General features: G+C 70.6%; 13 protein-coding genes and 1 riboswitch. Of the genes, 12 read left to right on the top strand and 1 reads right to left on the bottom strand.

The features are described from left to right. The first annotated feature begins 73 nt into the window (after nucleotides 1-73). From shc to ABFX81_RS05075, 8 genes are all read left to right on the top strand, one after another. Nucleotides 74-2146, top strand: a complete 2073-nt coding sequence (gene shc / locus ABFX81_RS05040; protein ID WP_346137669.1) for a squalene--hopene cyclase — start codon at nucleotides 74-76, stop codon at nucleotides 2144-2146. Then, on the top strand, nucleotides 2146-2787 hold the full coding sequence (locus ABFX81_RS05045) for a phosphorylase family protein (RefSeq protein WP_086853639.1): 642 nt from the start codon (nucleotides 2146-2148) through the stop codon (nucleotides 2785-2787). The genes shc and ABFX81_RS05045 overlap by 1 nt, the downstream gene beginning before the upstream one ends. A 5-nt stretch (nucleotides 2788-2792) precedes the next feature. Next, the gene (hpnH, locus tag ABFX81_RS05050; protein ID WP_086853641.1) at nucleotides 2793-3815 is read left to right on the top strand and encodes an adenosyl-hopene transferase HpnH; all 1023 of its coding nucleotides are present in this window, start codon (nucleotides 2793-2795) and stop codon (nucleotides 3813-3815) included. 4 nt (nucleotides 3816-3819) lie between these two features. Continuing rightward, entirely contained in the window at nucleotides 3820-4977 is a 1158-nt protein-coding gene (ispG, locus tag ABFX81_RS05055) for a flavodoxin-dependent (E)-4-hydroxy-3-methylbut-2-enyl-diphosphate synthase (protein WP_086853643.1), read from the top strand. Nucleotides 4978-5005: 28 nt separating this feature from the next. Next, the gene (dxs, locus tag ABFX81_RS05060; protein WP_086853645.1) at nucleotides 5006-6901 is read left to right on the top strand and encodes a 1-deoxy-D-xylulose-5-phosphate synthase; all 1896 of its coding nucleotides are present in this window, start codon (nucleotides 5006-5008) and stop codon (nucleotides 6899-6901) included. Continuing rightward, nucleotides 6898-8313 carry an aminotransferase class III-fold pyridoxal phosphate-dependent enzyme gene (locus ABFX81_RS05065; protein ID WP_086853647.1) on the top strand — a complete coding sequence of 472 codons (1416 nt, stop codon included), beginning with the start codon at nucleotides 6898-6900 and terminating at the stop codon, nucleotides 8311-8313. Before dxs ends, ABFX81_RS05065 begins: the two co-directional genes overlap by 4 nt. 88 nt (nucleotides 8314-8401) lie before the next feature. After that, complete coding sequence (locus ABFX81_RS05070) at nucleotides 8402-9043, top strand: helix-turn-helix domain-containing protein (protein WP_086853649.1); 642 nt, start codon at nucleotides 8402-8404, stop codon at nucleotides 9041-9043. Then, nucleotides 9040-9159, top strand: coding sequence for a DUF6126 family protein (locus ABFX81_RS05075; RefSeq protein ID WP_086600141.1), 120 nt, complete (start codon nucleotides 9040-9042; stop codon nucleotides 9157-9159). Before ABFX81_RS05070 ends, ABFX81_RS05075 begins: the two co-directional genes overlap by 4 nt. A gap of 9 nt (nucleotides 9160-9168) precedes the next feature. Here ABFX81_RS05075 and ABFX81_RS05080 read toward each other — a convergent pair whose 3' ends face one another. Further along, the gene (locus ABFX81_RS05080; RefSeq protein ID WP_086853651.1) at nucleotides 9169-9966 is read right to left on the bottom strand and encodes a tyrosine-protein phosphatase; all 798 of its coding nucleotides are present in this window, start codon (nucleotides 9964-9966) and stop codon (nucleotides 9169-9171) included. 179 nt (nucleotides 9967-10145) lie between these two features. Here ABFX81_RS05080 and ABFX81_RS05085 point away from each other — a divergent pair, with 179 nt between their 5' ends. The 4 genes from ABFX81_RS05085 (at nucleotide 10146) to ABFX81_RS05100 (ending at nucleotide 15479) form a co-directional block, all read left to right on the top strand. Further along, nucleotides 10146-12221, top strand: a complete 2076-nt coding sequence (locus ABFX81_RS05085; RefSeq protein WP_086853653.1) for an alpha-galactosidase — start codon at nucleotides 10146-10148, stop codon at nucleotides 12219-12221. Between the two features lie 317 nt (nucleotides 12222-12538). Continuing rightward, a riboswitch (cyclic di-AMP (ydaO/yuaA leader) is annotated at nucleotides 12539-12693 on the top strand. A 4-nt stretch (nucleotides 12694-12697) separates the two neighbouring features. Further along, nucleotides 12698-13630 carry a peptidoglycan DD-metalloendopeptidase family protein gene (locus ABFX81_RS05090; protein WP_086853654.1) on the top strand — a complete coding sequence of 311 codons (933 nt, stop codon included), beginning with the start codon at nucleotides 12698-12700 and terminating at the stop codon, nucleotides 13628-13630. Nucleotides 13631-13831: 201 nt separating this feature from the next. After that, a complete protein-coding gene (locus ABFX81_RS05095) occupies nucleotides 13832-14548 on the top strand; it encodes a DUF6250 domain-containing protein (RefSeq protein ID WP_086853656.1) in 717 nt (238 codons plus the stop codon). A gap of 145 nt (nucleotides 14549-14693) precedes the next feature. Next, the gene (locus ABFX81_RS05100) at nucleotides 14694-15479 is read left to right on the top strand and encodes a GDSL-type esterase/lipase family protein (protein ID WP_086853658.1); all 786 of its coding nucleotides are present in this window, start codon (nucleotides 14694-14696) and stop codon (nucleotides 15477-15479) included. The last annotated feature ends 141 nt before the right edge of the window (nucleotides 15480-15620 follow it).

The following is a 15620-nucleotide window of genomic DNA, read 5'->3' on the forward strand; positions in this document are numbered from 1 at the left end:
ACACCACGGAGCACCGGCCGACGGCGGACCCACAGCAGCTGCACACCTTGCACCACTGCACGAAGGGGAAGCCATGACAGCGACGACCGACGGAAGCACCGGGGCACTGCCACCCCGCGCCGCCGCGGCCAGCGAAACCGACACCGACACGCCCGTGGCGGCCGGGGTAGAAGAAGCCGCCGCCCGCGCCGCACAGCGCGCCACGGACTTCCTGCTCTCGCGCCAGGACGCCCAGGGCTGGTGGAAGGGCGACCTCGAGACCAACGTCACGATGGACGCCGAGGACCTGCTGCTCCGTCAGTTCCTGGGCATCCGTGACGAGAAGACGACGCAGGCCGCCGCGCTGTTCATCCGCGGAGAGCAGCGCGAGGACGGCGCATGGGCCACCTTCTACGGCGGCCCCGGCGAACTCTCCGCCACCATCGAGGCCTACGTCGCCCTCCGCCTGGCCGGGGACGAGCCCGGCGCACCGCACATGGCGAAGGCCTCCGCCTGGGTCCGCGAGCAGGGCGGCATCGCCGCCGCCCGGGTCTTCACCCGGATCTGGCTGGCACTGTTCGGCTGGTGGAAGTGGGAGGACCTCCCCGAACTGCCTCCGGAGCTCATCTACTTCCCGAAGTGGGTGCCGCTCAACATCTACGACTTCGGCTGCTGGGCGCGGCAGACCGTCGTCCCGCTGACGATCGTCTCGGCGAAGCGGCCGGTACGCCCCGCGCCCTTCCCGCTGCACGAGCTGCACACCGACCCCGCCCACCCGAACCCGGCCAAGCCGCTCGCCCCGGCGTTCAGTTGGGACGGCGCCTTCCAGCGGATGGACAAGGGGCTGCACGCCCTGCGGAAGGTCGCGCCGCGCCGGCTGCGCAGAGCCGCGATGAACAGAGCCGCCCGCTGGATCATCGAGCGGCAGGAGAACGACGGCTGCTGGGGCGGCATCCAGCCCCCGGCCGTGTACTCGATCATCGCCCTGCATCTGCTCGGCTACGACCTCCAGCACCCCGTGATGCGCGAAGGGCTCGCCTCGCTGGACCGGTTCGCCGTGTGGCGCGAGGACGGGGCCCGGATGATCGAGGCCTGCCAGTCGCCGGTGTGGGACACCTGCCTGGCCGCGATCGCGCTCGTCGACGCCGGACTGCCCGCCGACCACCCCCAGTTGGTGAAAGCCGCGGACTGGATGCTGGGCGAGGAGATCGTCCGGCCCGGTGACTGGTCGGTGCAGCGGCCCGGACTGCCGCCCGGCGGCTGGGCGTTCGAGTTCCACAACGACAACTACCCCGACATCGACGACACCGCCGAGGTGATCCTCGCGCTGCGCCGGATCACTCACCACGACCCGGCGCGGGTCGACAAGGCCGTCGGGCGCGGCGTGCGCTGGACCCTCGGCATGCAGTCGAAGAACGGGGCGTGGGCCGCCTTCGACGTCGACAACACCAGCCCGTTCCCGAACCGGCTGCCGTTCTGCGACTTCGGCGAGGTCATCGACCCGCCCTCCGCCGACGTCACCGCCCACGTCGTCGAGATGCTCGCGGTGGAGGGCCTCGCCCACGACCCCCGCACCCGGCGCGGCATCGAGTGGCTGCTGGCCGAACAGGAACCCGACGGCTCGTGGTTCGGTCGCTGGGGCGTCAACTACGTCTACGGCACCGGGTCCGTCGTACCCGCCCTGGTGGTCGCCGGCATCCCCGCGGCGCACCCGGCGATCCGCCGGGCCGTGACCTGGCTGGAGGCGGTCCAGAACGACGACGGCGGCTGGGGCGAGGACCTGCGCTCCTACAAGTACGTGGGGGAGTGGAGCGGCCGGGGCGCCTCGACCGCCTCCCAGACGGCGTGGGCCCTGATGGCCCTGCTCGCGGCGGGGGAGCGGGACTCCAAGGCCGTCGAACGCGGTATCGAGTGGCTCGCCGCCACCCAGCGGGACGACGGTTCCTGGGACGAGCCGTACTTCACGGGGACGGGCTTCCCGTGGGACTTCTCGATCAATTACCACCTCTACCGGCAGGTGTTCCCGCTCACCGCGCTCGGCCGGTACCTGCACGGGGAGCCCTTCGCCGACCGGCACCAGGGCGGCGGGGCGGCCGGGAAACCGCTCGCCGCGGCCAACGGGAGTGGAGAGACCGGGAAGCCGCTCGCCGACGCCAAGGGGAGCTGATGAGCTCACAGCCCGCTCCGGCCCCGCTGCTGATCGCCTGCGCGCTCGGCATCGAGCAGCTCGCCCTGCGCGCGGGGGACCGTGGCGGCGCCGGCGGGCCGGTCACCGTGCTGCGGACCGGTATGGGTCCGGCGGCGGCCGAGCGGTCCGTCACCCGGATGCTCGCCGACCCGGCCCTGCGCGACGCGGCCGTCCTCGCGACCGGCTTCTGCGCGGGGCTCGCACCCGGCATGCACCCCGGTGACCTGGTCGTCGCCGAGGAGACCCGAGACCCGCGCGGTACGACCGCCTGCGTCGGGACCGACCTGCTGGTCAAGGAGCTGGGCCGCGCGGTGCCCGGGCGGACCGTGCACACCGGGCCGCTCACCGGCTCCGACCATGTCGTCCGAGGTCACGAACGGTCGGATCTGCGCGCGACCGGCGCGATCGCGGTCGACATGGAGTCGGCGGCCACGCTCCTGAGCGCCGTGCGCGCGGGCGAGCGCCCGGTTGCGGCCGTCCGGGTGGTCGTGGACGCTCCAGAACATGAACTCGTCCGGATCGGCACGGTGCGCGGTGGAATATCAGCTTTCCGTGTTCTTCGTTCGGTCCTTCCCGCTTTCTTCGAATGGCACCGTTCCTTGCTGCTCCCCAGGAGGTGAGCCAGATGGCCATGCCGCTCCGACAGTCCATCAAGGTCGCTACATACTTGGCTGAACAGAAGCTCCGCCGACGGGACAAGTTCCCGCTCATCGTGGAGCTGGAGCCGCTGTACGCCTGCAACCTCAAGTGCGAGGGATGCGGCAAGATCCAGCACCCGGCCGGGGTGCTCAAGCAGCGGATGCCCGTCGCGCAGGCCGTGGGGGCCGTGCTGGAGTCCGGCGCCCCCATGGTGTCCATCGCCGGTGGCGAGCCGCTGATGCATCCGCAGATCGACGAGATCGTGCGTCAGCTGGTGGCCAAGCGGAAGTACGTTTTCCTGTGCACCAACGCCCTGCTCCTGCGCAAGAAGATGGACAAGTTCAAGCCCTCCCCCTACTTCGCCTTCGCGGTGCACATCGACGGGCTGCGCGAGCGGCACGACGAGTCGGTGGCCAAGGAGGGCGTGTTCGACGAGGCCGTGGAGGCCATGAAGGAGGCCAAGCGGCGCGGCTTCCGGGTGACCACCAACTCGACCTTCTTCAACACCGACACCCCGCAGACCATCATCGAGGTGCTGAACTTCCTCAACGACGACCTCAAGGTCGACGAAATGATGATCTCGCCCGCCTACGCCTACGAGAAGGCCCCCGACCAGGAGCACTTCCTGGGCGTGGAGCAGACCCGCGAACTGTTCAAGAAGGCCTTCGCGGGCGGCAACCGGCGCCGCTGGCGGCTCAACCACTCCCCGCTCTTCCTGGACTTCCTGGAGGGCAAGGTCGACTTCCCGTGCACCGCCTGGGCGATCCCGAACTACTCGCTGTTCGGCTGGCAGCGCCCCTGCTACCTGATGAGCGACGGCTACGTGCCGACGTACCGGGAGCTGGTCGAGGACACCGACTGGGACAAGTACGGCCGCGGCAAGGACCCGCGCTGCGCCAACTGCATGGCGCACTGCGGCTACGAGCCCACCGCCGTCCTCGCCACCATGGGATCGCTGAAGGAGTCCCTGCGCGCCATGCGCGAGACGGTCTCCGGAAACCGGGAGTGAGGCCATGACCGCCATCCCGCTGGGCGTTCCCGAGGTACCGGTCCGGCCGATCGCGGAGCGGCGCGACTCGCGCCGGATCCAGGTCGGTCCGGTGGCGGTCGGGGGCGGGGCCCCGGTGTCGGTGCAGTCGATGACGACGACCCGTACGTCGGACATCGGCGCCACCTTGCAGCAGATCGCCGAACTCACCGCGTCCGGCTGCCAGATCGTCCGGGTCGCCTGCCCCACGCAGGACGACGCCGACGCCCTCGCCACCATCGCCCGCAAGTCGCAGATCCCGGTCATCGCCGACATCCACTTCCAGCCGAAGTACGTGTTCGCGGCCATCGAGGCGGGCTGCGCCGCAGTACGCGTCAATCCCGGCAACATCAAGCAGTTCGACGACCGGGTCAAGGAGATCGCCCAGGCGGCGAAGGATCACGGCACGCCGATCCGGATCGGGGTCAACGCCGGGTCGCTGGACCGGCGGCTGCTCCAGAAGTACGGCAAGGCCACCCCGGAGGCGCTCGTGGAGAGCGCGCTGTGGGAGGCGTCCCTGTTCGAGGAGCACGACTTCCGGGACATCAAGATCTCCGTCAAGCACAACGACCCGGTCGTGATGATCGAGGCGTACCGGCAGCTCGCCGAGCAGTGCGACTACCCGCTGCACCTGGGGGTGACGGAGGCGGGCCCGGCGTTCCAGGGCACGATCAAGTCGGCGGTGGCCTTCGGCGCGCTGCTGTCGCGGGGCATCGGCGACACGATCCGGGTGTCGCTGTCCGCGCCGCCGGCCGAGGAGGTCAAGGTCGGCATCCAGATCCTGGAGTCCCTGGGGCTGCGGCAGCGCAGGCTGGAGATCGTCTCCTGCCCGTCCTGCGGTCGCGCCCAGGTCGACGTCTACAAGCTCGCCGACGAGGTCACGGCCGGACTCGAGGGCATGGAAGTGCCGTTGCGGGTCGCCGTCATGGGGTGTGTGGTCAACGGCCCCGGCGAGGCACGGGAGGCCGATCTGGGGGTGGCCTCCGGCAACGGCAAGGGGCAGATCTTCGTCAAGGGCGAGGTCATCAAGACCGTTCCCGAGTCGAAGATCGTCGAGACGCTGATCGAAGAGGCGATGAAGATCGCCGAGCAGATGGAGCAGGACGGCGTGGGGTCGGGGGAACCGGCCGTCACCGTGAGCTGAACAGCACGGAACCGAAGGGGGCCCGATCGTGACGATTCTGGAGACCATCCGGGGACCACGCGACCTGAAGGCGCTGTCCGAAGCGGAACTCGGCGAACTGTCCGACGAGATCAGGGAGTTCCTGGTGCACGCGGTCGCCAGGACCGGAGGTCATCTGGGGCCCAACCTGGGGGTGGTGGAGCTCACCGTCGCCCTGCACCGGGTCTTCGAGTCGCCGGTCGACCGCATCCTGTGGGACACCGGCCACCAGAGCTACGTCCACAAGCTGCTGACCGGACGCCAGGACTTCTCCAAGCTGCGCGGCAAGGGCGGCCTGTCCGGTTACCCGTCGCGCGAGGAGTCCGAGCACGACGTCATCGAGAACAGCCACGCGTCCACGGCGCTCGGCTGGGCCGACGGGCTCGCCAAGGCCCGCCAGGTGCAGGGGGAGAAGGGCCATGTCGTCGCGGTCATCGGCGACGGCGCCCTGACCGGCGGTATGGCCTGGGAGGCGCTGAACAACATCGCGGCCGCCAAGAACCGGCCGCTGATCATCGTCGTCAACGACAACGAACGCTCCTACGCCCCGACGATCGGCGGCCTCGCCAACCACCTCGCGACACTGCGCACGACCGACGGCTACGAGAAGGTGCTGGCCTGGGGCAAGGACGTGCTCCAGGGCACGCCGCTGATCGGCACCACCCTCTACGAGGCCCTGCACGGAGCGAAGAAGGGCTTCAAGGACGCGTTCGCCCCGCAGGGCCTGTTCGAGGACCTGGGCCTGAAGTACGTGGGCCCGATCGACGGGCACGACATCGGGACCGTGGAGTCCGCCCTGCGGCGTGCGAAGCGCTTCCACGGGCCGGTCCTCGTCCACTGCCTCACGGAGAAGGGCCGCGGTTACGAGCCCGCCCTCGCCCATGAGGAGGACCACTTCCACACCGTCGGCGTCATGGACCCGCTGACCTGCGCGCCGCTCTCGCCGGCGGGCGGCCCCTCCTGGACCTCCGTGTTCGGCGACGAGATCGTCAGGATCGGCGAGGAGCGGGACGACGTCGTCGCGATCACCGCGGCCATGCTCCATCCGGTCGGTCTGGGCAGGTTCGCCGAGCGGTTCCCGGACCGGGTGTGGGACGTCGGCATAGCCGAGCAGCACGCGGCCGTGTCCGCGGCGGGCCTGGCGACGGGCGGCCTGCACCCGGTCGTCGCCGTCTACGCCACCTTCCTCAACCGTGCCTTCGACCAGCTCCTGATGGACGTGGCCCTGCACCGCTGCGGGGCGACCTTCGTGCTGGACCGGGCCGGCGTCACGGGCGTCGACGGGGCCTCCCACAACGGCATGTGGGACATGTCCGTCCTCCAGGTCGTGCCGGGCCTGAGGATCGCCGCGCCGCGCGACGCCGACCAGTTGCGGGCCCAGCTGCGCGAGGCGGTCGCCGTGGACGACGCCCCGACCCTGCTGCGTTTCCCGAAGGAGTCCGTCGGCCCGACGATCCCGGCCGTGGACCGGGTGGGCGGACTGGACGTGCTGCACCGCGCCGACCGGGCGGAGGTGCTTCTGGTCGCCGTGGGCGTCATGGCGCCGGTGTGCCTCCAGGCGGCGGAGCTGCTCGAAGCCCGCGGCATCGGCTGCACCGTCGTCGACCCCCGCTGGGTCAAACCGGTCGATCCGGCCCTCCCGGGCCTCGCCTCCGAACACCGCCTGGTCGCCGTCGTCGAGGACAACAGCCGGGCGGCCGGGGTCGGTTCGGCCGTGGCGCTGGCCATGGGCGATGCCGAAGTCGACGTCCCCGTGCGGCGCTTCGGGATCCCGGAGCAGTTCCTCGCGCACGCCAAGCGCGGTGAGGTGCTCGCCGACATCGGCCTGACACCCGTCGAGGTCGCCGGACGGATCAGCGCGAGCCTGACCGTGAAGGAAGAGCTGTCCAAGGAGCCACAGGAATGACAACAGCCGAGTCCGCGTCGGAGTCGTCGCAGGCCGGGGCGTTCGACCTCGGCGCACTCCTGGCCGAACGCGGAGCCGAGCGCTACGAGCTGCACACCCGGTACCTCAACCACCAGCTCCCGCGCATGCTGCACACCATCGGCTTCGACAAGGTCTACGAGCGCGCCGAGGGCGCCTACTTCTACGACGCGGACGGCAACGACTACCTGGACATGCTCGCCGGGTTCGGGGTGATGGGCCTGGGCCGCCACCACCCCGTGGTGCGCAAGGCGCTGCACGACGTCCTGGACGCCCAGCTCGCCGACCTCACCCGCTTCGACTGCCAGCCGCTGCCCGGCCTGCTGGCCGAGAAGCTGCTCGCGCACAGCCCGCACCTGGACCGGGTGTTCTTCGGCAACAGCGGCACAGAGGCGGTCGAGGGAGCGCTGAAGTTCGCCCGGTTCGTCACCGGCAGGCCCAGGATCCTGTACTGCGAGCACGCCTTCCACGGCCTGACCACCGGCGCCCTCTCCGTGAACGGGGAGTCCGGTTTCCGCGACGGCTTCGCCCCGCTGCTGCCCGACACGGCCGTCCCGCTCGGCGATCTCGACGCGCTGGAGAGGGAGGTGAGGAAGGGCGACGTAGCCGCCCTGATCGTCGAACCGATCCAGGGCAAGGGCGTGCTGGAGGCCTCGCCCGGCTATCTGCGGGCCGCCCAGGAGCTGCTGCACCGGCACAAGGCGCTGCTCATCGCCGACGAGGTGCAGACGGGCCTGGGCCGTACCGGCGACTTCTACGGTTACCAGCACGAGGACGGCGTGGAGCCCGATCTGGTGTGCGTGGCCAAGGCGCTCTCCGGCGGGTATGTGCCGGTGGGCGCCACGCTCGGCAAGGACTGGATCTTCAAGAAGGTCTACTCGTCGATGGACCGGGTGCTGGTCCACTCGGCGAGCTTCGGGTCCAACGCGCAGGCCATGGCGGCGGGTCTGGCGGTGCTGTCGGTGATGGAGAACGAGCAGATCGTCGCGGGCGTCCGCGCCACCGGGGAACAGCTCAGATCCCGGCTGGCGGCGCTGACGGACAAGTACGAGATGCTCGCGGACGTCCGCGGCCGGGGCCTGATGATCGGGATCGAGTTCGGCCGGCCGAAGTCGCTGAAACTGCGCAGCCGCTGGGCCGTGCTCCAGGCCGCGCGCAAGGGACTGTTCGCGCAGATGGTCGTCGTACCGCTGCTCCAGAAGCACCGGATCCTCACCCAGGTCTCCGGCGATCACATGGAGGTGATCAAGCTGATCCCGCCGCTGATCATCGGCGAGCGGGAGGTGGACCGGTTCGTCGACGCCTTCACGGCCGTGATGGACGACGCGCACGACGGCGGGCTGGTCTGGGACTTCGGGAAGACACTGGTCAAGCAGGCGGTGGCCAACCGGTAGCGCTCGACCCGGGCGGCGAACGATCGCGCCTGTTTGCCTCAGAGGCAAGAAATTTGCCGCTGAGGCAAGGCTCCGGCTGAATGGAGGCATGAGCTCCTCCGAGACCGGGCGGCCCGGGGCCGACCCGTCGCCCGACCAGGCGGCCGGTGCGCTGCCCGCCGTCGCACCGCAGCTGCGTGCACTGCGGCGCCGGGCCTCCCTGACCCTGGAGGCCGCGGCCCGCGCCGCCGGGCTGTCGCCCGCCCACCTCTCCCGCCTGGAGACCGGGCAACGCCAGCCCTCCCTGCCGATGCTCCTCGCGCTCGCCCGCATCTACGGTACGACGGTCTCCGAGCTGCTCGGGGAGACGGTCGCCGACCGGGACGCCGTCGTCCGCGCCGCCGACATGGAACCGACCGCGGCGGGCGGCTGGACGTACTGGCAGGCGGGCGCCTCCGGCCGCGGGATGCAGGCCCTGCGCGTGCACGTCCCCCATGGCTCCCAGGGCGACATCGTGCGCGTCCACCCCGGCGAGGAGTGGCTCCACGTGCTGAGGGGGCGGCTGCGGCTGAGCCTGGGTGACACCACGCACCAGCTCGCGCCCGGCGACAGCGCCCACTTCGACTCGCTGACCCCGCACCGGATCGCCGCCCAGGACTCGGACGGCGTCGAACTGCTCTTCGTCCACACCCTCTTGCAGAGCCCCACGGCCGCCCTGTGCCTGGGCCCCACCCCTGGAGACATGCCATGAAGGACATGGAGGAGAAGTTCCCCCGCGCTCTGTGGGTGCGGTTGTTCGTCTACCTCGTGGTGGGGCACATCTTCGCCGCGTTCGTGTACTTCCTGTTCGAGGCGGGGGCCCGTTAGCCGTGCACCTCAGTCGAGCAGTCGCTCGCGCAGCCGCTCCCGGGCCTCCGGGGTGAGCCCGAGTCCTTTCTCCAGATAGGAGTCGACGCCGCCCCAGGTCTCCTCGATGGTGTCGAAGGCCGCCGCCAGGTACTCGGCGCGCGCGTCGAACAGGGGGCTGAGCAGCTCCATGACCTCGGGGGAGTAGGCCGAGGCGGCGGAGCTGCTGCGGCGCACCTTGTAGCGCCGGTGCTTGGCGTTGGACTTCAGGTAGTCGTCGACGATCGCCTCGCGCTCGACGCCCAGGGCGAGCAGCGTCACGGCGATGGACAGGCCCGCGCGGTCCTTGCCCGCCGCGCAGTGCATCAGGGCGGGGACGCTGTCCTCGGCGAGCGCGTGCAGCACCCGGGAGTGCTCGGCCGTGCGGGTCCGGATGATCATGCGGTACGAGGCGATCATGCGGTCCGCGCCCTTGCCGTCCGAGAGGATCGCGCGGAGCTGGTCCAGGTCGCCGTCGCGGACCATCCGCCAGAACTCGGCGCCGTCGGCCGGGTCGCTCAGCGGCAGGTTCACATTGCGCACGCCCGGCAGCTCGACGTCCGGCCCCTCGAGCTTCTGGTCCGCCGCGTTGCGGAAGTCGAAGATCGTGTGCAGGCCCAGGGTGGCCAGGAAGGCGGCGTCCTCACCGGTCGCGTGCGCGAGGTGGCCGCTGCGGAACAGCACTCCCTGCCGCACCCGGCGTCCGTCCACGGTCGGCAGTCCGCCCACATCACGGAAGTTGCGCACTCCGGCCAGCTCGGGCTCGGTCGACGGGACCTGCTGTGTCACGAGGGCTCCTCCCCTTCGGCGCCGCCGGCGCGGCTCGTCGACGGGCACCACTCGACGATACGACATGCCTGCCTGGGGCAATGAGTTGTCCACAGCCGTTGCCGGGAGCCCCCGCAGCCCTTGATGATGTTGGGGCCTGGTCGCTCCTGAGCGGGCCTGTTCGAACCTGTGAGGGCTTGATGCTGGACATCTCCGAAGACGGTCGTACCTGGGTCCTCTCGGGGCCGGCCAGTAGCTACGCCGTCCACGTCACCGACCGTGACGAGCTGCTGCACCTGCACTGGGGCCCCCGGATCGGCCTCGCCGACGCCGAGGCCCTCGCCGTCCGGCCGCTGCCGGACTACTGGCCCTTCGAGTCCCCGCTCGACGGGCGCGAGGAGTACCCGGTCGAGGGCGGCCCCCGTTTCGTCCGGCCCGCCCTGTCCGTCCGCACCCCGGAGCGGCGCGGCACCGAGTGGACCTATGAGGGGCACGACGCCGGGGACGGCGAGCTGCGGCTGCGCTTCCGCGACGGTGACCTGACCATCACGCTGCACTACCGGATGCGCTCCTCGACGGACGTCGTCGAGCGCTGGGTGACCCTCGACAACCGCGGGCCGTCCGTCGAAGTGCTGCGCGCCGACTCCGCCACCTGGACCCTGCCCGACCGCGACACCTGGCGGCTGTCCCAGCTGCACGGCCGCTGGGGCGCCGAGTCCCGCCTGGAGCGCTCCGCCCTCACCCACGGCGAGAAGGCCATCGGCAGCCGCCGCGGCCACACCGGTCACCAGCACCTGCCGTGGGTCGCGCTCGACACCGACGCCACCGAGGAGCGCGGCGAGGTCTACGGATGCGCCCTGGGCTGGTCCGGGTCCTGGCGGATCGCCGTGGCCCGACTCCCGGACGCGCGCGTGCAGATCACCGGCGGGGCCGGGTACGACGACTCGGGCCTGCTGATGCTCGGCACGGGGGAGTCGTACACGACTCCCGTCTTCGCCGGGCTCTGGACCGACGGCGGCTTCGGCGGGGCGAGCCGCGCCTGGCACGCCTACCAGCGGGCGCACGTGATCCCGGACGCCGGCCGGGACCGGCCGGTCCTGTTCAACTCCTGGGAGGCCACCGAGTTCGACATCTCCGAGGAGCAGCAGCGGGCGCTCGCCGAGCGGGCCGCCGCCATGGGCGTCGAGCTGTTCGTGGTCGACGACGGCTGGTTCGGGGCGCGTACGAGTGACCGGGCCGGGCTCGGTGACTGGACTCCCAACCCGGACCGCTTCCCGGGCGGCCTCAAGCCGCTCGCCGACCACGTGCACGGCCTCGGCATGCAGTTCGGGATCTGGGTCGAGCCGGAGATGGTCAACGCCGACAGCGACCTGTACCGCGCGCACCCGGACTGGGTGCAGTACCAACCGGGACGAAAGCGGACGGAGTTCCGCAATCAGCTCGTACTGAACCTCGCCCGCGCGGACGTCCAGGAGTACCTCTGGCACCAGCTCGACGGGCTCCTCTCCAGCGCCCCGATCGACTACGTCAAGTGGGACTTCAACCGCTGCTTCACCGACGCCGGCTGGCCGGACGACCCCTACCCGCAGCGGCTGTGGGTCGACCACGTCCATGCCTTGTACGCCCTGCTGGACCGGCTGCGGGCCGCTCACCCCGGGGTGGCCTTCGAGTCCTGCTCGGGCGGCGGCGGCCGGATCGACCTCGGTGTGCTGAGCCGCACGGACCAGGTGTGGACCTCGGACAACACCGACCCGCTCGACCGGCTCGCCATCCAGCACGGCTTCAGCCAGATCCATCCGGCCCGGGTCATGGCCGCCTGGGTCACCGACAGTCCGAACGCCATGCTCAACCAGCGCGCCAGTTCCCTGCGGTTCCGGTTCGTCAGTGCCATGGCCGGGGTGCTCGGGGTCGGCGGCGACCTCACGAAGTGGACGGGGGAGGAACTCGCCGAGGCGCGGGACTGGGTGGCGCTCTACAAGGAGATCCGGCCCGTGGTGCAGCGCGGCGACCAGTACCGGCTGCGACCGCCGGAGGGCGGCCTGAGCGCCGTGCAGTACACCCTCGGCGGCGAGACCGTCGTCCTGGCCTGGCTCCAGGCGCAGCGCTACGGCGAGCCCGTACCGGCGCTCCGGCTGCGGGGCCTCGACCCCACGGCATCGTACGAATGCCTTAAAACGGGCGAAGTTCACCGAGGTGCCGTACTGCTCCATCACGGGCTGCGGGTCGGTCTGCGCGGGGATCTGGACGCCACCGTCGTCCGGCTTAAGCGTAAGTAGCCGTTCTGTCCGAATAGGGAGTTCTTCGGTTATTTCGACATAACGTGCCCCGATCGTAAAGGAGACGAGGTCGGGGTGCGTGAGCATCGTCATATTCGTGACGATGTGTTGTTGCCATGTACACGTAATTCTGGCGATATTCAGGGGTATTGAGGAAAGCGGGAGATCGCTAATCCACGCTCCGTCACGGAAAATGTGCCGGTGCGTCAAGAAAAACGCCGTCACAGGCAACCGGGAACTTGTCCCTTTGCGTCTTGGTCGCTTACGTTCCACCCCAATCCGGACGGACGCCTAATCCTGCCGCCGCCCGGAGCCCCACACACTGACCCGACGTACGGCAGGAGCGGGGGACCCACAGGTAAGACGCCTGTTCCGGTTCCCGGAACGGCTTGGGGTTAAGCCGCGCCTCGGCGCGGCCGGGCATCTCCAGCCCGAACCCGACAGCTCACCTCGCAGGCGACGGAGAGGAATTCGCCATGCCCGCGAAGGGTAAGCACCGCCGCCCGAAGACCCAGCGCTTCACCCGCTCCATCGCCGTCGCCGGAACCGGCGGAGCCGCTCTCGCCCTTCCGCTCATGGGCGCCGGCGGCGCCCACGCCGCCACCCCGCAGTCGGCTGCGGAAAAGACCGTCCAGTCCGCTCCGGCCGCCGAGAAGAAGGCCGCCGAAAAGGCCACGGGCGCCCGGACGTACACCGTGCAGTCCGGTGACTATCTCGCGAAGATCGCCGACGAGCAGAACGTCGACGGGGGCTGGAAGAAGCTCTACACGGACAACCGTGACGCCGTCGGCGACGACCCGTCGCTGATCCACCCGGGCCTGAAGCTGTCGATCGGCAAGAAGGCGGCGGGCGAGTCCAAGGCCCCGGCCCCGTCCTCGCCGAAGTCCTCGGCCTCCAAGTCCTCGAAGTCCTCGGCTGCCAAGCCCTCGGCTCCGAAGTCGTCCGCCTCCGAGTCGCCCTCGAAGCCGGCCGCCGCCAAGCCGGCCGCCGCGACCTCCAGCGGCTACAGCGCCCCGGTGGACGGTGCCACCGTCGGCACCCCGTACCGGATGTCCGGCAGCATGTGGTCCAGCGGCTACCACACCGGTGTCGACTTCGTCGTCCCGACGGGCACCTCGCTCAAGGCCGTCGGCGCCGGCACGGTCGTCTCCGCCGGCTGGGGCGGCGCGTACGGCAACCAGGTCGTCATCAAGCTCAACGACGGCAGCTACGCGCAGTACGCCCACCTGTCCTCGCTCTCCGTCTCGGCGGGCCAGACCGTGAGCGCGGGCCAGCAGGTCGGCCTCTCCGGTGCCACCGGCAACGTGACCGGACCGCACCTGCACTTCGAGATCCGCACCACGCCGGACTACGGCTCGGACGTGGACCCGGTCGCCTACCTGCGCTCGCACGGCGTCTCCGTCGGCTGACCGACCGCACGACCACCCGCCTGACACGCAACCGTCGGCCGGACCCCGATCCCCGGGTCCGGCCTTCGGTGTGTGCGGGCCCGATGTGATCGGTCGCGCCCAAGGGATCGACAGCGGGCGGCAGTTGGGACACAGTGATCCAGTCCGGAGCGCAAGCGCTTTCTAGAGCCTTCCAGGCGGATCACCGAGGAGACGTGTCCCGTGCCGACCACTCGCAGAGCGTTCGCAGCCCTGGCAGCCGGAGCCGGCCTGGTGGCCCTCGTCCCGACGGGCGCCGCCCATGCCGCGCCCCGGCACCGCCGCCTCATCGCCCACGACGACTTCTGCCACGGCCTCTCCCAGTGGGCGACCGAACTCCAGGACGGCGGGACCGTGACCGCCTCTCGCGGCGTCCTGGAGATCGACGTACCGAGCGGGGCGACCGTGTGGTTCAGGCGGCGGCTCGACGGGCCGTACGTCCTCGAGTACACCGCCACGCCGGTCTCCGAGGGCGGGGTCAACGACCGTGTCTCGGACCTCAACAACTTCTGGAACGCGACCGACGTCCGCTCCCCGGGCGATCTCTTCGCCACGCCGCGCGGTGGGGCGCTGGCGGAGTACGACCACCTGACGACGTACTACGCGGGCTACGGCGCGAACTACAACACCACGACCCGGCTGCGGCGGTACGTCGGCGAGCCCGGCGTGCGGCCCTTGGTCTACGACTACACCGAGCCGCTGCTGGTCCCCAACGAGCCCCACCGGGTCCGGATCGTCTCCGACGGCTCGACGGTCAGGTGGTGGAACAACGGGCGCCTCGTCTTCGACTACACGGACCCGCAGCCGTACACCCGCGGGCACTTCGCCTTCCGGACCGTGTGGAGCCACTTCCGGATCACGGGCTTCCGGGTATGGCGCCTGACCCCCCAACATCGCTGACGGGTGACGTATTCCGGAGTTGGCGAACACTTGGGAAGTGGCTTATCTCACCGCCCGTCAACCCCTGCCTACGGTCGCGTAGGTCACATTAGAGGGTGAATCATGAGCGGCTGTGGCAGACGATTCGAAGAGTGACAGCAGAGCAGTGATCGGGTCGTACGTGGCGGTGGGGGACAGCTTCACCGAGGGCGTCGGTGATCCCGGCCCCGACGGGGCGTTCGTCGGCTGGGCCGACCGGTTCGCCGTCCTGCTCGCCGACCGCCGGCCCGAAGGCGACTTCCAGTACACCAACCTCGCGGTGCGCGGGAAGCTCCTCGACCAGATCGTGGCGGACCAGGTTCCGCGGGCCGTCGAAATGGCCCCGGACCTCGTCTCCTTCTGCGCCGGGGGCAACGACATCCTCCGTCCCGGAACCGACCCGGACGAGGTGGCCGAGCGGTTCGAGCGGGCCCTCGTGCGGCTCACCGCCGTGGCCGGCACGGTGATGGTGACGACCGGGTTCGACACCCGTGGGATGCCCGTGCTCAAGCACCTGCGCGGCAAGATCGCGACGTACAACGGGCATGTCCGGGCCATCGCCGACCGGTACGGCTGCCCCGTCCTCGACCTGTGGTCCCTGCGCAGTGTCCAGGACCGCAGGGCCTGGGACGCCGACCGGCTGCACCTGTCGCCCGAGGGACACACGCGAGTGGCGCTCCGCGCGGGGCAGGTGCTCGGGCTGGAGGTTCCGGCCGACCCGGAGCAGCCGTGGCCGCCGCTGCCGGCGCGCGGGCCGCTCGAGGTCCGGCGGGACGATGTGCACTGGGCGCGGGAGTTCCTGGTGCCGTGGATCGGGCGGCGGCTGCGTGGGGAGTCGTCGGGGGATCACGTGACGGCGAAGGGCGCTCTGTCGCCGGAGGACATCAGGATGCGGATCGCTTCGGTGGCGTGAGGTTTCGTCGAGGTGGACGCGGGCGCCGGAGAACACCGCGTCGCTCGGTACATGGAGCAGGCGGAAGCCGTGCTTCGCCGCAGCCATCGCCAGGCGGGCAGGGCCCACGGCGGTGACCGCGCAGTCGGATTCGCGCGGCGT

The sequence above is a fragment of the Streptomyces coeruleofuscus genome (assembly GCF_039532725.1).
GTDB classification, from domain to species: Bacteria; Actinomycetota; Actinomycetes; order Streptomycetales; family Streptomycetaceae; genus Streptomyces; species Streptomyces coeruleofuscus.